We start from the raw sequence: 19,605 nt of genomic DNA, 5'->3' as shown, positions 1-19,605 counted from the left end.
GAATTCCCTCCAGGGCGAGCGTGAGTGTGAATTCGCTTGAGAATAATGACGTCTCTTATCTGCCGACAGCCCTAAAATAGTTGGCCCGCCAACCAGAAGTGCGCACCCGGGTTATCCCTTATGAAGTTCCACCAGTTCCGCGCGCTCGTCGCCATGGCCGATACCGGCAGTATTCGCGCGGCCGCGCGCCAGCTTGGCATCTCGCCGGCGGCGGCGACAAAGGCGGTTCGCGAGCTGGAGGCCGAGCAGCAAATCGCGCTCGTCACGCGCAATGCGAACGGCATCGCCTTCACGGAAGCGGGCCAGGCGCTGCTGGTGCATGCACGGCTCGTCGTGCACCAGATGTCGCGCGCCCAGGACGAACTCGACGCGCGGCGCGGGCGCGGCACCGGCAAGCTCGCGATCGGCGTGACGCCGTGGCTCGCCCTCTCCTTCCTGCCCGACGCCGTCACGCTGTTTCGCGAACGCATGCCCCGCATGCAGCTGGAGTTCTACGAAGGCCTGCTCAATATCGTGATGCCGCGGCTGCGCGACGGCTCGCTCGACTTCTCGCTAGGCAAGCCCGGGCCCGCTTCGCTGCATGCAGAATTTACGCAAACGCCGATTTTCGCCACGGAGTCGGCTGTGGTGGTGCGCAAAGACCATCCGTGCTCGCACGCGCAATCGCTGAGGGAACTTCAGGATTGCGAATGGTTGCTCAACTGGGACCCGGCAAGCAAAGAGATGATCGCCGACGACGTGTTCCTGCGTCACGGCCTGCCAATGCCGAAGAGCGTGCACCTCGCGCACTCGTTCGTGGTGGCAATGGGGCTCATCATGAACACGGACATGGTGAGCATTTTCCCGTGGCCGCTCGTGGAGACGCGCTTCGCGCGCGACAACCTGCGCGCACTCGCGCTTCAGGAGGAAGTGGACCGGACGGTCGTGAGCGTGGTCGCGCGGCGCGGCGTGCCGCTCTCTGCAGCGGCCGAATGCTTTCTCGAATGCCTCAAGGAGGCGATTCATGCGGGTGAGGCTTCCGCTAATCCCGAGCGCAGGCGGCTCTATCACTCGCTCGAGTTGCTGATTTGAGTTTTGGGTTTTGGGTTTGGGTTTGGGTTTTGGCGTCGCCTTGGCTGCTTTTGGCCTTTCCTTGTTTTCGCGGCGGTACTTCAAGCGTTGCCCCTGTGCGGGGCGGCACCTACTTTCTTTGCAGCGGCAAAGAAAGTAGGCAAAGAAAGCCGCTCAAACCGCTAGCGCCTGCCACAGTTCACATCGCACCACAAAAGGTTAATGGCTCCGGAGCGTCTGTCACCTCGCACCATTCCCGTTAGTGACAAAGCGCTCATCCGCTCCCGCTGCTCGCTACGCGCGCAGCGGCCGGGTCTGCAAGGGAAACCAAGGGGCGTTGTCGTGCCGTAACGCAATGCAAGCGCACCACTGGTTTTAGGTCATGCCCTTCGGGGCGCGTAGCGCCGCCGGAGGTATGAGCGCCTTGTCACTCAGTTCGGTGGTGCGAGATGACAGACGCTCCGGAGCCATTCACCAGGGGTGGTGCGATGTGAACTGTGGCAGGCATTAGCGGTTTGAGCGGCTTTCTTTGCCTACTTTCTTTGCCGCTGCAAAGAAAGTAGGTGCCGCCCCGCACAGGGGCAACGCTGGCACACCGACACGAACACAAGGAAAGGCCAAAGCGCCAGGCACGACCAAACAACCATAAATTCAGAACGACGTACCAATCTGGAACTGGAACTTCTGGTACTGATCGCCAGCATGCTTGACGATAGGAAAGCCCAGATCGAGCTTGAGCGGCCCGATCGGCGAGATCCATTCGAGGCCTGCGCCATAGCTGTAACGCAGACCGTTCGCGCCGGTGCTGCTGCCTTCCGTGCCCCACACGTTACCGCCGTCCACGAACGTGAACACGCGCAGCGTGCGGTCATAGCCCGTGCCGGGCAGCGGGAACGTCAGCTCGATATTGCCGACCACCATCTTCGAGCCGCCGATCGGGTCGTTCGTCGTCGTGTCGCGCGGGCCGAGCGAGCCCGACTCGTAGCCGCGCACCGACCCGATACCGCCCGCATAGTAGTTCTTGAAGATCGGATACGGTTTGCCGCCCAGGCCGTTGCCGTAGCCGCCCTGGAAGTTCAGCCCCAGCACGAAGCCGCGCGCGAATGAGTAGTAGTACTGCATTTGCGCATCGCCCTTGTAGTACTGCGTGCCGGCCGGCGTGCCGTATTCGGCATTGGCCTGCGCGTAGTAGCCGCGGCTCGGCACCAGCGCGCTGTCGCGGTTGTCGCGCGACCAGCCCACGGTGAGCGGCACCGTGTTCGAAACGCGGCCGAAATCGTTCACGTAGTCGATATAGGTCTGCGGCGTGCTGGAATCGACGTCGAGGCGGTCCTGCTCGATGCCGAGGCCGAAATACACCATGTCGGTCTCGGAGAACGGAATGCCGAACTTCATGTCCGCACCGTACGAGACGATGCGAAAGCTCGTGTCGTTCGTGCTCGAGTAATAAAGCGGCTCGGTCGTGCGGTAGTAGACATCGGTAATGCGCTTGATGCCGTCCACCGTGAAATACGGATCAACCTGCGTGACCGAAAGCGTGCGGTACGTCGTGGCCGTATTCACGTTCAGCGAAAGGCTGTTGCCGGAGCCGAACACGTTGTCCTGCGAAATGCCCGCCGAGATGATCGGCCCTTCGCCAGAGCCATAGCCGAGGCCCAGCGAAAGCGTGCCGGTGGGCTTCTCGGTCACTTTCACGTTCACGTCGACTTCGTCCTGCGTGCCTTCCACCGGCACCGTGGTCACGTCCACTTCGGTAAAGTAGCCAAGGCGGTTGATGCGGTCCTTCGAAAGCGCGAGACGGTTCGAATCGAACCACGAGCTTTCGAGCTGGCGCATTTCGCGGCGCACGACTTCGTCGCGCGTGCGTGTATTGCCGGTGACGTTCACGCGGCGCACATACACACGGCGGCTCGGGTCCACCTGCAGTGTGAGCGCGACTGTGTGGTCTTTCTGGTCGATTTCGGGCAAGGCGTTCACGGTCGCAAACGCGTAGCCGTATTCGCCGAGCTTGTCGACGATCGCCTTGGTCGTGTCCTTGAGCTTTTGCGCCGAAAAACGCTGCCCCGGCTTGACACCGACGAGCTTGCTCAACTCCGCCTCGCGGTCGAGCAGATTGCCGGCCATCTTGACGCTCGAAATCGTGTAAGGCTCGCCCTCGTGAATCCCGATCGTGAGGTACATGTCCTTCTTGTCGGGCGACAGCGAGACCTGCGTCGAATCGATATTGAACTCCAGATAGCCACGGTCCAGATAGTACGAGCGCACATTGTCGAGGTCGCCCGTGAGCTTTTCCTTCGAGTACAGGTCGTTCTTCGTGTACCAGGAGAACCAGTTCGGCGTGGAGAGCTGCATTTCATCGAGCAGCGTGCTGTCGCTGAACGTCTTGTTGCCGATGAAGTTGATCTGGCGGATCTTCGCGCTCGGCCCTTCGACCACGGAAAACAGCAGGCCCACGCGATTACGGTCGATCGGCGTCACCGTGGTCGTGACCTCTGCCGCGTAGTAGCCGCGCGTGAGGTACTGGCGCTTGAGTTCCTGCTCCGCCTTGTCCACGAGCGCCCTGTCGTAGCTCTGGCCCGGCGAGAGCCCGACCGACTTGAGCGCCTTCGTCAAGTTATCCTTATCGAACTCCTTGATGCCCGCGAAATCGATCGTGCCGATAGCGGGACGCTCCTGCACCTGCACGATCACCGTGCCGCCTTGCGCGGAAATGCGCACGTCGCTGAAGAGGCTCGTCGCGTAGAGCGCGCGAATGGCGTCGGAGGCCTTGTCGTCCGTGAAGGTCTCGCCCTGCTTGATCGGCAGATAGGCGAATACGGTGCCCGGTTCGATGCGCGTGAGCCCGTCGATGCGGATGTCCTGGACCACGAAGGGCTCGGTGGCGTGCGCCGCAGCAGTCACGCCGATGCCGAAGCCGGCGAGAGTCAGTGCGCGTGCATAGCGCGCCGTGGTAGTTGATGCCGTCATGCGGGAGGTCGAATGTGAAGCAACGAAAGAGCCGTGAAAGTGCCGAATGCTCCATGACCGGCGCGAGACGCGCGCGGCCGGCATCCACGGATGCAGGGTGTACAACGAGTGCGGCAAACCGGGCCTGCGCTGCGCCTATTGCATGCTCGCGCGGCCAGGCAAGCGCATCTTCGCAAGCCCCGTTGCGAGCGAGAGCACCTCGGTCATGTGCACGGCTTGCGCAGGCTGCAAACGGAACGACAATTCGGCGCCCCCGGGCAAGCGAAAGCTCACGACGAGATGCTGCACGTCGCCCGACTCGCGGCCGACCTCCCAGGCCTCGCAAGGCATGGTGAATTTCACGCTTGCGGTTTTGTGGCGAATGCGCTCGGAGCGGCCAATCGCGTTGGAAAGTGCGGCGAGCAGTTCATGCATCACCGAGCAATGCAATGCGACGCTGTCCGGCTGATTGCCGTTCACCATCAGGTACTGGCCGTCCGCAGTCAGCTCGAAATCGCGCAGGGAATGAATGGCAAGAGCCGGGGACGAGGGCATGAGCGACGCTCCGTTTCGAAAGCATCGGCGGAGTCTAGTGCGTTGGGCGCGGCATGCGCGTTACCTCGTGATTACAGGAATTACTTTCATCAATATTGCACAGGCCTCGTTGAGTTCGTTTCGCGCGCACCCATTTCCGCGCGAGGCCAATCCCCTTCGTGCGTACAGCGGCTTTCAATCTGCTCTCGACTGCACGACGCCGCGGTTATCTTGAAAAATTTTTGGTAACCGTAGCGATTACGTTCGCTTTCGATAGGCAAACAGGCGTTTTACCGCGCGCAGCGTGGCCGGTTTCGCGACGACCGCATGCCGTCACTTATCAAAATAATCCTGAAACGCTGCAAAGCTCGCATGCACCGCGAGCGCTTGTAAGGGAAAGCAAGACAACACATTGGCAAATGTGCTAACTCGGTCGACGCGCTCGAGCAGCATCGCGGCCGCGTCGTTGCGCACGCCGCCGTGACGGTCGAGAAATTGGCCCCAAAGCGAAAGTGCACGCAGGCGCGCCACAGGCTGCGCGCTCGCCACATAGGCCGCGGGAAAGAGCCGCCGGTACGCAGGCACGTTGTAGAGCCAGGACGTGCCATGAATGAGCACATCGCCCGGCGCGCGACCGCTTTCGCCGAGATGGCTGCGCAGGTGCCCAATTAACGCCCGCAACTCAACGTACCGTGCGGCGCGTTGCCGGGAATCGAGCGGCGACATGCCGTTATCCGTTTGAGTGTTGAAGTGCAGACGCACTCCGCCGTGCGGTTCACGCGCGTACGAGAAGCAGCCAACCGTCGCGACGACCGCGGGCGCCGCCTGATGCGTCGGGCAGAGCTGCAAATAGCGCCACGTCCACTCGCACTGCTCGCTCACGCTTGCGCGCTCATCGAGGCCATGCACGTAAGCTGCCCAAAGGGGATGCGTGCGATCGAAGGCCCGCCCCGCGCCAAAGCGCACATAGAGGTTCGTGCAGTCGAGCAACGCCGCCGCGAGCGGCATGTCGGCGAGGCGCGCCGCCGTGCGCGCGAAGCACACCTGGAGGTCATAAAACGCGCGTTCGGGGCTCATCGGGCCTTGTCTCCTTCGTCCACGATACAATGCGGCTGCGTCCGATCCGTCCCTCGCTGCCCCTATCCGACATGCAGAATTCTACCCGGGCCTTCCTGTTGGGCCCGTTGCTCAAAGGCGTTTCCCGTTCGTTCTACCTCACGATGCGCGTACTGCCCGCCGGCATGCGCGACCCCGTGGGCGAAGCCTATCTGCTCGCGCGCGCCGCCGACACCATCGCCGACACCGCGCTGATTCCGCCCGAGCGGCGGCTCGCCCTGCTGCTCGCGCTGCGCGAACGCGTGAACGGCGCGACGAACGATGACACCCTGCTCGCCGATCTCGCGGGCGAGGTGGCGGGCCAGCAAACGCAATCGGACGAGAAGCTGCTGCTGGAGTCGCTGGGCGGCGCGCTCGATGTACTCGCGCAACTCGACGACGCCGATCGCCGGGCCGTGCGCGAGATCGTCACGACGCTCACCGAAGGCATGGAATTCGATCTGCGCACGTTCCCCGACGAGCGCTCGGGCCAGGTGGCCGCGCTGAACACGTGGGACGACCTCGATCGCTATACGTATCTCGTGGCGGGTTGCGTGGGCGAGTTCTGGACGAAGATGACGTACATGCACTTGCCGGGCACCCTCGCGCCCTCGCTGGAACCCACCATGTACGCGCGCGGCATTCGCTTCGGCAAGGCCTTGCAGATGGTGAACGTGCTGCGCGACTGCGGCAAGGATCTGCGCATCGGTCGCTGCTATCTGCCCGCTTCGATGCTGGCCCAGGCCGGGCTCACCGCCCAGGACCTGCTCAAGCCCGGCGCCTCGGCGCGCGCGCGGCCGATCATGCTCGAACTCGTGCGCATCGCGCTCGACCATTTCCGCGCGGCCATCGACTATACGTTCGCGCTGCCGCGCCTTTCGGTGCGCCTGCGCCTCGCGTGCCTGTGGCCCATTCTCATCGGCCTCGAAACGCTCGAGCGCCTTGTCGACAACGACGACTGGCTCGATCCCGCGAAGACCTCGAAGGTCACGCGCAACGACGTCTATCGCATTCTCGCCTGCTCCACCGCGCTCGCGCCTTCGAATGCGCTGCTCGGCGTCTGGTTCAAGCGGCTCTTTGCGCGTGTCGAAGCGCGTATCAAGCGCTGACGATACGGGAGTAAAAAAGGCGCGCTTCGCAGCGCGCCTTTCGCGACTCGAAACGACGTGACTCAGCCTTTGTCGGCGCGATACAGCTTGATGATCGCCGAGAAGTCGAGCTTGCCGTCGCCGTGGCTGCTCATGGCCTGATAGAGCTGCTGCGCGAGCGCACCCATATACGCGGGTTGATGCACGCCTTTTGCGGCGTCGGTGGCGAGGCCCAGGTCCTTGAGCATGAGGTCCGTGCCGAAACCGCCCGTGTAGCCGCGCGAGGAAGGCGCCGTCTCGATCACGCCCGGGTACGGGTTGTACGTGTCCGAACTCCAGCAGCGGCCCGTGGACGTGTTCATGATCCCGCCCAGCACTTTCGGGTCGATGCCGAGCGCCTCGCCGAGCGCCATCGCTTCGGCCACGCCGGCCATCGTGATGCCGAGCACGAGGTTGTTGCAGATCTTCGCCACCTGCCCCGTGCCGGTCTCGCCGCAATGGACAATGTTCTTGCCCATGCCCGAAAGCACCGGCTTCACGCTCTCATAGTGCTCGGCGCTGCCGCCCACCATGAAGGTCAGCGTGCCTGCGGCCGCACCGCCCGTGCCGCCCGAGACTGGCGCATCGACAAACGCGTTCCCCTGCGCGGCGGCGAGCTTCGCGAACTCCTTGACGCTCGCCGGATCGATCGTGCTCGAATCGATGATCGTCACGCCCTTCGCGATACCCGCCAGCACACCGTCTTCCGCCGTGAGCACGCTGCGCACGTGCACCGCCGCGGGCAGCATCGTGATGACGCACTCCGCGCCGCTTGCCGCTGCCTTCGCCGATGCGGCCTTCTGCGCGCCGGCTTCGGCGAGCGTTTGCATCGCGCTCGCGCTCAGGTCGAACACGGCTACCGCATGCCCCGCCTTGAGCAGGTTGAGCGCCATCGGCGCGCCCATGTGGCCCAGCCCGACGAATCCGATTTTCATGAGCCTGTCTCCGTTATTGTTCAGTACTCCGTGTTGATGCCGGGCGGCGTATCAGCGCAGGCTGATCGTCGTGTTCACGCCGTCGCTCACGGTCGCGTCGTCGAACCAGCGTGCCGTGACCGTCTTGGTCTGCGTGTAGAACTGCACGACCTGCTTGCCATACGGGCCCAGGTCGCCGAGCTTCGAGCCGCGCGAGCCCGTGAAGCTGAAATACGGCACCGGCACCGGAATCGGAATGTTGATGCCCACCTGGCCAATGTCGATCTCGCTCTGGAACTTGCGCGCCGCCGCGCCGCTTTGCGTGAACAGGCCCACGCCGTTGCCGAACGGATTCGCGTTGACGATGGCGATCGCTTCGTCGAGCGTCTTCGCCGTGAGCACTACGAGCACGGGCCCGAAAATCTCGTTCGTGTAGATGTCCATATCCGTCTTCACGTTCGTGAACACCGTGGGCCCGACGAAGTTGCCGCTCTCGTAGCCCGGCACCTTCACGTCGCGGCCGTCCAGCGCGAGCGTCGCGCCCTGCTTCAAGCCCGCGTCGATCAGGCCGAGAATACGCGTTTTCGCGGCGCGCGAAACGACGGGGCCGACGTCCGTCTTCGGCTCATGGCCCGCGTTGACCTTGAGCGTCTTCGCCTTTTCCACCAGTTCGTCCACCCATTGCTGCGCCGCGCCCACGAACACGGCCACCGAGGTCGCCATGCACCGCTGGCCCGCCGCGCCGAACGCCGCGCCGACCAGTGCATTGAGCGCCTGCTCGCGATTCGCATCGGGCAGCACGACAGCGTGATTCTTCGCGCCCATCATCGACTGCACGCGCTTGCCGTGCTCGCTGCCAAGACGATAGACGTGCGTACCCACGGCCGTCGAGCCAACGAACGAAATCGCCTTCACGAGTTCGTGCGTGCAGATCGCATCGACGACTTCCTTGCCGCCGTGCACGACGTTGAGCACGCCCTTCGGAATGCCCGCTTCGATCGCGAGTTCGACGAGCTGCATGGTCGAAAGCGGGTCCTGCTCCGAAGGCTTGAGCACGAACGTATTGCCGCAAACGATCGCCATCGGGAACATCCATAGCGGAATCATCGCGGGGAAGTTGAACGGCGTGATGCCGGCGCATACGCCTAACGGCTGCTGCAACGTGTAAGTGTCCACGCCGCCCGCCACGTTCTCGGCGAAACCGCCTTGCTGCAGCGTGCCGATCGAGCACGCGTGCTCGACCACTTCGAGGCCGCGGAAAATATCGCCTTCGGCGTCGGGCAGCGTCTTGCCCTGTTCGGCGGTGAGCGTTTGCGCGATGCGCGGCATGTGCTCGCGAATCAGCGCCTGCAGTTTGAGCATGATGCGCAAACGCGTGCCGACCGGCGTGGTCTTCCACGTGGCGAACGCGGCGTGCGCGGCCTTCACAGCCTGGTCCACTTCCTCGACGGTCGCGAACGGCACGCGCGCCAGCACTTCCTGCGTGGCCGGATTGACGATGTCGCGCCATTCCGTCGTTTTCGATTCGACGAATTCGCCGTCGATGAGCAGCTTGACGGTCGAAACGTGCGCGTTGGATGCCTGGGTCACTGCGTTCATCGTGAACTCTCCCTGTTGGATTCGAACGGGCCGGCCGTGGCCGGATATAGCGGAATATGCGGAGTACGCGAAACCTTCAGCCGCAGCACGCGCGCAAGGACGCAGCGCAAACGCATGCGCTCACGTCGAGCGTGCCGGGAACGGAGCCGGGCGAAGTCAAGGAGAGTCCTGCTGAACACGGGCGCGCCTGCGGCGAGCGCGTGGGGAACGACTGCATTTGCATCGTCTGTCTCCGTCTTTGTTGTCGTGCGACCGCGTCTTGTTTCAGTCGCCTTCTGCAGCGAGTATAGTTATTCGAATATCCACGGCATAGAGACGAAAAAGCCCATCCGATATGCAAAAAAACACAACGACCGGCATGGAGACATTGAACTGGGACGATCTGCGCTACTTCCTGGAAGTCGCACGCACGCAGCGCGCGAGCGGTGCCGCGAAGCGCCTGGGCGTCGACCACACCACGGTCGCGCGCCGCGTGCGTGAGCTGGAGGCGGCGCTAGGCACGGTTCTATTCGATAAATCGCGCTCGGGCGGCTTCGTGCTGACGGCCGAAGGCCAGCGCCTGCTGGCCTATGCGGATGCCGTGGAAACCACGGTGCAATCGGCCAGCGAGCAGTTCGCGCTTGGCGCGCAGTCGCTTTCGGGCCATGTTCGCGTGGGCTCGACGGAAGGTTTCGGTTGCTTCTTTCTTGCGCCGCAGCTGGCGCGCTTCACGGGCCAGCATCCCGACATGTCGATCGACCTGTTGCCGGTGCCGCATTTCGTGAGCCTTTCGAAGCGTGAGGCCGACCTCGCGATCATGCTGGAGCGCCCCGAGCGTGGACAGTATGTGTACACGAAGCTGTGCGACTACCGGTTGCGCCTGTACGGCACGCCCGCCTATCTCGAGCGCCACCCGCGCGTTCGCACAGCCGCCGACCTGCGCAATCATGCCTTCATCAGCTATGTCGCCGATCTGGCGTTCAGCCATGAACTGCTGTACCTCGAACGAACGGCGCCTAACGTGACCGCCAACCTGTGCAGCACCAGCGTGATTGCGCAATACCATGCTGCGCTGCAGGGCAGCGCGCTCGCCATCCTGCCTTGCTTCATGGCCGAGCCCGACCCGCGCCTCGTGCCAATCCTGCCCGACGAAGTCGTGGTGACGCGGCGCTTCTGGCTGTGCAGCCGCGAGGACCTGCGCAAGCTGCGGCGCATCACGTCGCTCTGGGACTATCTGCGCGCGGCCGCCGACGCCAATCGCCCTCTGCTGATGGGCGAATCGCCGGAAATGCATTACGTCGATGCCTGAGCGCGGCTCGCACTACAGTCTCGACAGGCAATAAAAAAGCCGCACATGCAGTCCGCGAAAGGGACTGCATGTGCGGCCTTCAGGAAGCAGCTGAATGCATCCGCTCCGGCGTCGCCGTCCGCGCCTCCACGCGCGATCGGCACACGCCGGCTAGCCGATGCTCAGGTCCCAACCGGGCGGATCGTCAGCGCGTTACGCACCGACGTCACGCCTTCCACGCCCTTGGCGACATCGCCGGCGCGCTGGATTTGCGACGACTCGGGTACGGTGCCTTGCAGAATGACGGCGCCGTCTTTCGCACGCACGGTGATGTTGGAGACGCTGATGTTCCGGTCACGCGCGAGGGCCGCACGGACCTTGCGGCCGAGCGCACGGTTCGCTGCGCGTGCCTGACGCAGTGCTGCCTTCGATTGATTGACGTTGTGCTGGGCAGCGGCCGTCGGACCGCTGGCGGGGGCCGCTGCGGCAGGCGCCGAAGCGTCCTGCGCATAGACCTGGAACGAGGCCGCCACGAGCGCCGTGGCTGCGGCCAGCTTGAACATCTGAATAGCCTTCATGCAGTTTCTCCTGTTGTCAGTCTTATTGCAGGCCCAGGAATGGGCCGTTAACTACACCATTGACTACAAAACATTCGCGCGCCGAACGGCGATGGGAAGTAACAATACCGCAACTATTTCATTCTTGACACGAAGCGTGCCCAATCTGTGATTCCACGCCACACTTTCCTGTTGCTTTCCACAGACGAATACGTTGGCTGTCCAAATAGTGAAGCCACTACACAACAATGCAATTGAAATGGCTTCACCCGCCCGCTTTACGATCCATTACCGCCGCTTCATTGCCGCTTTAAACGCCGCTGCAATGCCTTCAGCCGTGATCCGCTTTGGTGCATGCGATATGAATACAATCGCTAATCGCGTATTCCAGAGCGGGATTGAGCCGCTTTAATCAAACAGCAACGCACATCACACAAGCGGCGTTGACAATCCGGACAGCGGTTAACCCGAATACCCATTGCGCAATACGAGGGGCCGACATCAATTGGCCAATTGCGCCTTTATCCATCGATAGAACTGCTGGATCGCCGCCTCGCGCGGATGCCCTTCACGCCACGTGAAGTAATAGTCGAGTGAGGCTGGAATGCGAACCTGTCCCAACTGCACCAGTTCGCCGCGCTCGATAAAGCCACGCGCGAGTTGCAGGCGCGCCGTGGCCGCCCCTTGCCCGGCCACGGTGGCCTGCAGCAGCAGGCCGGCGTCGTCGAAGACCGGTCCGCGCTCCGGTTCGTCGCCGGCCACGCCCGCGGCCTCGAAGAAGTCGCGCCACGAGCGGCGCGAAAAACGCAGGAGCGGCATGCTCGCGAGATCTTCGATGCGAAAGCCGGGGTGGCGCGCGAGCAAGGCCGGGCTGCATACCGCAACGACCTGGTCGTCCAGCAGCTTGCGGATCTGGAAACCGGGTTCGTCCACCCGCCGATGCCAGATGCCGACGTCGAAGGGATACGGGTCAGGCGGCGTAACGTCGGCATGCATGCGCAGCGAGAGGTCGACCATGGGATGGCGGTCGTAAAAGTCGCCCAGGCGCGGAATCAGCCAGACGGAGGCGAAGTCGGACATTACGCTCAACTCGAGCCGCGTCACGCCGCTCACGCCGGGGCGCGTGGCGTCGAGCGCGTCGCGCAGGTCGTCGAGACTGCGGCGCACGCGCTCGGCCAGCTGTGCGCCCGCAGCCGTCGGGATCATGCGGCTGCCCGCGCGGCGGAACAGCTCGACGCCGAGTTCCGTTTCGAGCGCGCGCAGATGGTGGCTCACTGCGCTGTGCGTCAAATGCAATTCTTCCGCTGCGCGGCTGAAACTGCGCCGCCGCGCAGCGGCTTCAAGGGCGCGCAGCGCCTGCAATGGTGGGAGAGATCGGGCCATGACGTCAAATTCTACTCACAATGCCGTCTGAAATCTCTCGCTGGCCTCGCGTACGTCAATCGCCAATAATCGACAGCCAGGCATTCAATCCGCTTTCGCCCCAAACATGACCTCACTCAGACTGCGCGTATTTGCCGTATTCGCGCTCGGCTATTTCATTTCATACCTGTTTCGCGGCGTGAATCTCGGCTTCGCGCCGTTTCTTTCGCGTGAGATGGGCTTCACGGCGACCGATCTCGGCACGCTCACGAGCCTCTATTTCCTCGGCTTCGCCGGCGCGCAGATTCCCGGCGGCGTGCTCCTCGACCACTACGGCCCGCGCCGCGTGACCGCGTGCGTCATGCTCGTGGCCGCGGCGGGCGCGCTGATCTTCGGCGTCTCGCACAACATGGCCGCGATGATGGTGGGCCGGCTGCTGATCGGCGTGGGCGTGTCGGTGTGCCTCGGCGGCGCGTTCAAGGCCACGGCGCAGCACTTTCCCGTCGCACAGCTCACGCTCGTGAACGGCCTCGTCATGGCCGTGGGGGGACTTGGCGGCGTGGCCGTGGGCGCCCCGCTCTCGTGGCTGCTCTCTATCGCGCCCTGGCGCGCCGTGAGCCTCGGGCTCGCAGCGCTTACGGTGCTCGTGGCCGCCATCATCTGGATGGGCGGGCCGCGCACGCGCGACACCCACCATCAGGCAAGCGTGCTCGAACAGTTCAAGGGCACCGCACACATCCTGCGCAGCCATGCGTTCTGGAAGACGGCGACGTTCTCGTCGCTGACCCAGGCCGTGTTCTACGCCATGCAGTCGCTGTGGGTCGGCGCGTTCTTGCGCGACGTCGTGCCGGCCGGCACCGCCGATGCCGGTGCGCGCGCGGCTTCGCTCGTTTCCGTGCTGGGCGGCGCATTCATTGTCGGCAACATCGGCTTTGGCGCGCTCGCACGCAGCTTCGAGCGGCGCGGCGTGAGCGTTCAGCTCTTTTCCGGCGTCACGATGCTCGCTTTCGTGCTCGTGCAAGCCTTGCTCGCAGCGCGTGTGCCGCTGCCCGCATCCCTGCTTTGGGCCGCCTACGGCGCGTTCGGCGGCACCGGCATCCTCACTTACGCGGTGCTCGCCGAATATTTCCCGCCGCGCCTGATTGGCCGCGTGAACACCACTTTCACGCTCGTCATCTTTATCGGCATCTTCTTTCTGCAGATCGCGATCGGCGCGGCGCTCGCGCATTGGCCGGCACTCGACGGCCACTACCCGGCGGTCGCGCATCAGACCGTGTGGGCGGTCCTCGTCGTGTTGCAAGTGCTCTGCGCCGTGTGGTACTTCATGCCGTCGCGGCGCGCCGCCGCACCGCGCCACGCAGTCGAAACGCAATAGGGCGCGCTTTCGCACAAAGCCGCATCACGCTCTGCGCGCCGAGCGGCTTTGCGTTTCTGCTCACATCGATAGCACGATTTCTTCCTTCGGCACGGGCGGCGCACCACTATCATGAAGGCGCCCTGCCGTTCGCTTTTCCCATCATACGCAGCGCGCTTGTCGAGAAATGCAAATCTCGATTCATTGGTTGTCCTGATCGGCACGCACGGAAAAGAATGACCCAACGGCAACGACGGCGACGCAAGCTCGCCAGTCTGCGCACCCCGTTTCGTCACCCAGATCCGACCTGCCCATGCGTTCATATCGTGTTCTGCAGTACCTGCTTTGCGCAGCGCTCTCGTTCGTCTCCCTGCATGCCGCAGCCGAAAAGCCCACCGTGATCCGTATCGGCGTCGCACAGCAAGGCTCGGGCGATCCGCCTACCTTCGGCGGTTCGACCGCGGCCACGGTGCGCAGCCAGCAGTTGCTCGAAAAGGAGTTCGCCGCCGACGGCATCAAGGTCGAATGGCTCTTCTTCAAGGGCGCGGGCCCGGCTGTGAATGAGGCCATTGCCAACAATGCACTCGACTTCGCGTATCAAGGCGACTTGCCCTCGGTCCTCGCGCGCGCCAACGGTCTCAAGACCCGCATCCTGCTGGAATCGGGCGTGCGCTCCGGCGTGAAGGTGGGCGTGCCGGCCGATTCGGATATCAAATCGATCAAGGACCTCAAGGACCGGCGGGTCGCCATTTTTCGCGGCACGAACCTGCAACTCGTGGCCGACAACGCACTCGCCGAGAACCAGCTCGACGAACACGCGCTGCACGTGATCAACCTGGATACCGCAAGCTCGCTCGCGGCGCTCGCATCGAAAGGCATCGATGCCTCGGTGAGCGACTACACGCTTTACCGGCTGCGCGACCAGGGGCTTGCCCGCATCGTCTACGAATCGCAGCATGACGGGCCGCAGTTGACGCGCCAGGCGCATTTGCTCGTGCTCGACAACTTCGAGAAGGCGCACCCCGATATCGTGCAGCGTGTAGTCAACGTCTTCGTGCAAGCGGCGCAATGGTCGTCCGACGAGGCAAACCGCGACGCGCTCTTCAAGCTGTGGGCAAAGAGCGGCGTGAGCTACACGTCCTGGCAAGCCGAATTCGGCGAACAGCCTCTGAAATACCGCAATTCGCCGCTGATCGATCCGTTCATCGTGGCCCGCTACAAGGCCGTTGCGCAGGACGCGCTGCGCCTGAAGCTGATTCGCCAGCCCGTGGACGTCGATTCGTGGTTCGAGCCGCGCTATCTCGACAACGCGCTGCGCACGCAAAAGCTCGAACACTACTGGACCCGCTACGACGCCGCCGGCAAGCCGCTTGGCTGAGCGCACGAGAGGAGCCGCACCATGACGGAAACCGCGATCACAATTGCCAGCGATACGCCGCGTGCAGCACCACGTATCGACGCGGCAACGACCCACACACGCTGGCGCGCCGCGCTGCGCGCGGGCGCGTGGCATCTCGCGCCCTGGCTGCTGCCCGCGCTGCTCTTCCTGCTGTGGAGCGTGGGCAGCGCGCATGGCTGGATCGCGCCGCAAATCCTGCCTGCGCCGCAGCGTGTTTATGAAACGTTCGTCGAACTCGCCCAGAGCGGGGAGCTTGCACGCAATACGCTGATCAGCCTTCAACGCGTACTGCTGGGCTTCGCCGGCGGGACCGTGCTTGGCTTGCTGATCGGCGGCGCGCTCGGGCTCTCCCGCACACTCGAAGCCTGGGTGCTGCCGAGCTTCAACGCGATCGTGCAGATTCCGGTGCTCGGCTGGCTGCCGTTCTTGTTGCTGCTCGTCGGCGTGGGCGAACCGCTCAAGTATCTGCTCATCGCTCACGCGGCGCTCGTGCCGGTCACGCTCAGCACCATACAGGGCTTTCGGCAGACACCTGCGGCACTGGACGAAGTCGCACGCGTATTCGGTTACACACGCTGGCAACGCATCGTGAGGCTCGTGCTGCCCGCGGCGGTGCCCACGCTCGCCACCGGCGTGCGCCTCGCCTTCACCAAGGCGTGGCTCGCGCTCGTCGTAGTCGAGCTCGTGGCGTCGTCAGAAGGGCTCGGCTATTTGATCGTGTATGGGCGGCAGCTCTTTCAGCTCGATCTCGTGATGGCTTCCGTGGTTGTGGTGGGCGCGGTCGGCCTCGTCATCAACCGGCTGCTCGATGCGCTCGAGCGGCGTTTGCGGCGCGGCACGCCGTCGGCGTTTCGCGCTTGATGGCAGCCAATCACCCCAGAGGAACGTTCGCCATGAAATTATCGCTCGCACGAAAATCCGCGCGCCCCGCTTGCGCCTGCGAGGCAACCACGGAGGCCAAACCGCGACGAACTCTCGATCTACGCGGAGCAGCCCTGCCCCTCGTCGCCATTGCGCTGTGGTGGGCCGTGAGCGCCTCGCATCTCGTGAAGAGCGGCCTGCTCGTGAGTCCCGCCGATGTGGTTCGCACCGCTCACGAACAGATCGAGAGCGGCGCGTTGGCCCGCGCGCTTTCAGCATCGCTCGCACGCGAAGCCTGCGGCTTCGCCATCGGCGCGACGGCGGGACTTCTGCTGGGCGGCGCGCTGGGGCTCTCGCGCATCGCCGCGCGCGTCGTGGGGCCGAGCTTCGACACGTTCAAGCAGATCTCGCTATTCGCGTGGATTCCGCTCATTTCCGTGTGGTTCGGGCTCGGCGACGCCGCCAAGGTCGTCTTTCTTTCGCTCGCGGCGTTGCTCCCCGTTGCTGCCCACACGTGCGACGGCATTCACGCCGTTCCGCGCCAATACGTCGAACTCGCGCAGGCGCTGCGCTATTCGCGCTTGCAGCTGGTTCGCCACGTCCTGTTGCCGGCCGCACTGCCCTCGATTTTCACGGGCCTCTATCTTGCGCTCATCTATTCGTGGCTCGCCACACTCGGCGCGGAGTATCTGCTCGTTGCCGGCAGCGGCATCGGCAATCTGCTGATCGACGGCAGCGAACAATTCCGCATGGACCTCGTGCTGTTCGGCATCATCGTCGTGGGTGCGATTGGCTGGGCGCTCAATGCACTCGCACGCCGCGTGGAGCGAACGGTGCTGGCACGGTTGCACATCACCGCCCAATGATTCGCATTGCCAATCAAATGAACCTGAGAGAAAACCCGATGAGCACCATTGAACCCGAGGGACTCGACATTCTGCACGTGAGCAAGCGTTACGGCGCAGGCGAGTCCGCGCTCGCCGTGCTCGACGACGTGACGCTGCATGTGCGTCCCGGTGAATTCGTGAGCGTGCTTGGCGCGAGCGGATGCGGCAAATCCACGCTGCTGCGCCTCATCGCCGGCCTCGACGCGGGCTATAGCGGCGCAATCATGATGCGCGGCGAACGCGTGGGCGACACCTCGCTCGAGCGCGGCATCGTGTTCCAGGATCATCGGCTGTTTCCGTGGCTCACCGCCGAACAAAACATACTGGCGGCGCTGCGCAATGCCCCGCTTTCGGCGCGCGAGAAGCACGAAGCGGTGGCTGAGCACATCGAACTCGTGGGCCTCAAGGGTTTCGAGCGCGCATATCCGCATCAACTCTCGGGCGGCATGGCGCAGCGCGTGGCGATCGCGCGCGGCCTGGTCAATCGTCCGCGCGTGCTGCTGCTCGACGAACCATTCGGCGCGCTCGACGCCCTCACGCGCAGCCGCCTGCAAAACGAATTGCTGCGCATCTGGGAAAGCGAACGCATCACGATGATCCTCGTCACTCACGATGTGGACGAGGCGATCTACCTCGGTGACCGCGTGGTGACGATGGCGCCGCGCCCCGGCCGCATCCGTCGCATCGTCGACGTGACATTGCCGCGCCCGCGCGAGCGCGCCGATCCGCGCTTCGTGCGGCTGCGCGACGAAATCCTCGCAGACTTCTCCGATGGAACGACACCGCCCGGCGACACGTTGCTGGCCGACGCCCCTGCCCATTCTTCAGGTCAATGGCGCATGGCATGGTGAGCGCGCCGACCGACTGGTCGGTCGCGTTCCCTCTCTCTTCTTGATCCCGACACTCCCGGCGACAGCCCGGATGGGCCAATTGCGCGCGGCGTGAGAAAATCTCGTTTCGAACGGAAACGCACGCCGCGCAAGCGCCCACTCGGCAAGCCCACTTTCCCGCACTTAGCTGTCTTTTCGGCCGGTTTATCGACATATCCCGCCGGTTCGACATTGCGATACCGGGAAGGCGGCTGTCTCGCGCAGCGTGACGCGAAGTTTTCCGATCCGCCAGGGGTCGGCTCAGCGTAAACTCCCGCTGTTGCCATTCGATAGTGTCGATTCATGATAAAGAGAGAAACATCCATGCCAGACAACACCCACTCGCACGACGATCACTCCGATTCGTGCGGCTGCGATCTGTTACACCTGCTCGACGGCGTGGACGAATTCACTCATCACGTTTTCCCGGGCAACAAGGAGCTGTTCCACAGCCTCGCCCATAGCCAGGCGCCGCACACGCTCTTCATCACGTGCGCCGACTCGCGCGTTTCGCCGGAAATGATCACGCAGGCCAAGCCCGGTGATCTGTTCGTTTGCCGCAACATCGGCAATATCGTGCCGGCCTATGGCGAAATGCTCGGCGGCGTGTCGGCAGTCGTGGAATTCGCGGTGCTCGCGCTCAACGTGAAGCAGATCGTGCTGTGCGGCCATACCGACTGCGGCGCGATGAAGGGCCTCGCCTCGGGCGCGGAGGCCACGGCCAACATGCCCACGGTGCAGGCATGGCTGCGCAACGCGGAAGCCGCACGCAGCGTGGTGAAGACGCGCGGCCTCGACGACGACCACATCGTCCAGGCGCTCGTCGAAGAAAACGTCCGCCTGCAACTCACGCACCTTCGCACGCACCCCGCGGTGGCGGCGCGCGTGGCCCAGGGCCAGCTCGAACTGCAGGGCTGGGTCTATGACATCGGCCACGGCAAGGTCACCGTGCTGGACGAAGCACATGGCAAGTTCCTGTCGCTCGCCGAGGCGCGCTCGCGCCTGCGCAAGCGCGTCGAGGAATAATGGCCGGGCGCTGACGCGCCCAAGCCTTCACGCCCGCTCTCAGGCTGGCGCCGGGGCGGCGGTTCTCGCCGCCCCATTCATCCCCTGATTCATTCCGCATGAACTGAAGTGCGCCCACCAAGCATTTCGGATCTTGTCAGGCAACTATCTCAATCTACGCAATAATTCTTTTCGAATTAGGGGTTTACCCTAGGACGAAACGCGACTACACTGGCGGCCGTACTACATGCGGCGCCCTGCCGCACAAGAAGAAGAATTCCGGAGGTTGGTCGCTTATGCAGCACGTTGCCCCACCGTCGCATCACCTGTCTCATCCCGGCTTCAATCGCACTACCGGCGCATTGCGTCGTCCCACGCTTCGCTAGTTCAGCGCGCGTGTCCTGCCGTCGCGCACGCGCTGCGGCAGGCGAACCATCAAGGCCCACTCCGCGTCATCGCCGTTTCATACCGCTGCTTACGTCGCGGCAAACGGCGCGCGCCTCTGCGCGCATGGACGCCCGGTAATGGGCTTCGCACCCGTCACGGGCCAAGCGCCCGGTTACCGAAGGAGAAGCATCCATGGAGTCCGCGCAGAACCGTCAGTCGAAAGTCGAAGTCAAGCTGTTCCTGCACCCGGAAGATCACTATCGCGTGCTGGCCGCCGCGAAGACCGTCAATCTCGCGGAACGCGAGTTCATCGCCCTGGCGCTGCATCTGGGCGCGACCCAGATCCTGCGCCAGGCCGAAGCGGCTTGAGGCGTTGGGCACCTCACCAAGCG

General features: G+C 63.8%; 17 protein-coding genes. 10 read left to right on the top strand and 7 right to left on the bottom strand.

Annotation, left to right across the window (positions count from 1 at the left end):
* Window positions 1–120: 120 nt before the first annotated feature.
* Window positions 121–1,071 (top strand): LysR substrate-binding domain-containing protein, encoded by a 951-nt coding sequence (locus tag U5A58_RS11255; protein WP_321961499.1) that lies wholly within the window; start codon window positions 121–123, stop codon window positions 1,069–1,071.
* 630 nt (window positions 1,072–1,701) lie between these two features.
* Here the strand turns inward: U5A58_RS11255 and bamA are convergent.
* The 3 genes from bamA to U5A58_RS11240 all read right to left on the bottom strand — a co-directional run bounded on the left by bamA (window position 1,702) and on the right by U5A58_RS11240 (window position 5,607).
* Window positions 1,702–4,017, bottom strand: a complete 2,316-nt coding sequence (bamA, locus tag U5A58_RS11250) for an outer membrane protein assembly factor BamA (RefSeq protein WP_321961498.1) — start codon at window positions 4,015–4,017, stop codon at window positions 1,702–1,704.
* A 135-nt stretch (window positions 4,018–4,152) separates the two neighbouring features.
* On the bottom strand, window positions 4,153–4,551 hold the full coding sequence (locus U5A58_RS11245; protein ID WP_028205068.1) for a hypothetical protein: 399 nt from the start codon (window positions 4,549–4,551) through the stop codon (window positions 4,153–4,155).
* Window positions 4,552–4,863: 312 nt separating this feature from the next.
* Window positions 4,864–5,607 carry a hypothetical protein gene (locus tag U5A58_RS11240; protein ID WP_321961497.1) on the bottom strand — a complete coding sequence of 248 codons (744 nt, stop codon included), beginning with the start codon at window positions 5,605–5,607 and terminating at the stop codon, window positions 4,864–4,866.
* Between the two features lie 71 nt (window positions 5,608–5,678).
* Here U5A58_RS11240 and U5A58_RS11235 point away from each other — a divergent pair, with 71 nt between their 5' ends.
* Window positions 5,679–6,734 (top strand): phytoene/squalene synthase family protein, encoded by a 1,056-nt coding sequence (locus U5A58_RS11235; RefSeq protein ID WP_321961496.1) that lies wholly within the window; start codon window positions 5,679–5,681, stop codon window positions 6,732–6,734.
* 62 nt (window positions 6,735–6,796) lie between these two features.
* On the opposite strand, the gene mmsB is transcribed toward U5A58_RS11235, so the two are convergent.
* Window positions 6,797–7,687 (bottom strand): 3-hydroxyisobutyrate dehydrogenase, encoded by an 891-nt coding sequence (gene mmsB / locus U5A58_RS11230; protein ID WP_321961495.1) that lies wholly within the window; start codon window positions 7,685–7,687, stop codon window positions 6,797–6,799.
* Between the two features lie 51 nt (window positions 7,688–7,738).
* A complete protein-coding gene (locus U5A58_RS11225; RefSeq protein ID WP_321961494.1) occupies window positions 7,739–9,265 on the bottom strand; it encodes a CoA-acylating methylmalonate-semialdehyde dehydrogenase in 1,527 nt (508 codons plus the stop codon).
* 334 nt (window positions 9,266–9,599) lie between these two features.
* Here U5A58_RS11225 and U5A58_RS11220 point away from each other — a divergent pair, with 334 nt between their 5' ends.
* Window positions 9,600–10,553, top strand: coding sequence for a LysR family transcriptional regulator (locus U5A58_RS11220; protein ID WP_321910845.1), 954 nt, complete (start codon window positions 9,600–9,602; stop codon window positions 10,551–10,553).
* A gap of 161 nt (window positions 10,554–10,714) precedes the next feature.
* Here the strand turns inward: U5A58_RS11220 and U5A58_RS11215 are convergent, their stop codons facing one another.
* Both U5A58_RS11215 and U5A58_RS11210 read right to left on the bottom strand, forming a co-directional pair.
* Window positions 10,715–11,110 carry a BON domain-containing protein gene (locus tag U5A58_RS11215; protein ID WP_321910844.1) on the bottom strand — a complete coding sequence of 132 codons (396 nt, stop codon included), beginning with the start codon at window positions 11,108–11,110 and terminating at the stop codon, window positions 10,715–10,717.
* A 480-nt stretch (window positions 11,111–11,590) separates the two neighbouring features.
* Window positions 11,591–12,472: a LysR substrate-binding domain-containing protein gene (locus U5A58_RS11210; protein WP_321961493.1), complete on the bottom strand. Its 882-nt coding sequence runs from the start codon at window positions 12,470–12,472 to the stop codon at window positions 11,591–11,593.
* A gap of 106 nt (window positions 12,473–12,578) precedes the next feature.
* Between U5A58_RS11210 and U5A58_RS11205 the strand changes: the two genes are divergently transcribed.
* The 7 genes from U5A58_RS11205 to U5A58_RS11175 all read left to right on the top strand — a co-directional run bounded on the left by U5A58_RS11205 (window position 12,579) and on the right by U5A58_RS11175 (window position 19,582).
* On the top strand, window positions 12,579–13,826 hold the full coding sequence (locus tag U5A58_RS11205) for an MFS transporter (RefSeq protein ID WP_321961492.1): 1,248 nt from the start codon (window positions 12,579–12,581) through the stop codon (window positions 13,824–13,826).
* Window positions 13,827–14,118: 292 nt separating this feature from the next.
* Complete coding sequence (locus U5A58_RS11200; protein ID WP_321910838.1) at window positions 14,119–15,183, top strand: ABC transporter substrate-binding protein; 1,065 nt, start codon at window positions 14,119–14,121, stop codon at window positions 15,181–15,183.
* Between the two features lie 21 nt (window positions 15,184–15,204).
* Window positions 15,205–16,065, top strand: a complete 861-nt coding sequence (locus U5A58_RS11195; RefSeq protein WP_321961491.1) for an ABC transporter permease — start codon at window positions 15,205–15,207, stop codon at window positions 16,063–16,065.
* A 32-nt stretch (window positions 16,066–16,097) separates the two neighbouring features.
* Complete coding sequence (locus U5A58_RS11190; RefSeq protein ID WP_321961490.1) at window positions 16,098–16,931, top strand: ABC transporter permease; 834 nt, start codon at window positions 16,098–16,100, stop codon at window positions 16,929–16,931.
* A 38-nt stretch (window positions 16,932–16,969) separates the two neighbouring features.
* A complete protein-coding gene (locus tag U5A58_RS11185) occupies window positions 16,970–17,803 on the top strand; it encodes an ABC transporter ATP-binding protein (RefSeq protein WP_321961489.1) in 834 nt (277 codons plus the stop codon).
* 342 nt (window positions 17,804–18,145) lie between these two features.
* Complete coding sequence (locus U5A58_RS11180) at window positions 18,146–18,847, top strand: carbonic anhydrase (protein WP_321910835.1); 702 nt, start codon at window positions 18,146–18,148, stop codon at window positions 18,845–18,847.
* A gap of 558 nt (window positions 18,848–19,405) precedes the next feature.
* Window positions 19,406–19,582: a hypothetical protein gene (locus U5A58_RS11175; RefSeq protein ID WP_321961488.1), complete on the top strand. Its 177-nt coding sequence runs from the start codon at window positions 19,406–19,408 to the stop codon at window positions 19,580–19,582.
* Window positions 19,583–19,605 lie beyond the last annotated feature (23 nt).

Origin of the sequence: Paraburkholderia sp. J7, assembly GCF_905220155.1 — a bacterium.
GTDB lineage: Bacteria > Pseudomonadota > Gammaproteobacteria > Burkholderiales > Burkholderiaceae > Paraburkholderia.
This window is presented reverse-complemented; position numbering and strand designations above follow the sequence as displayed.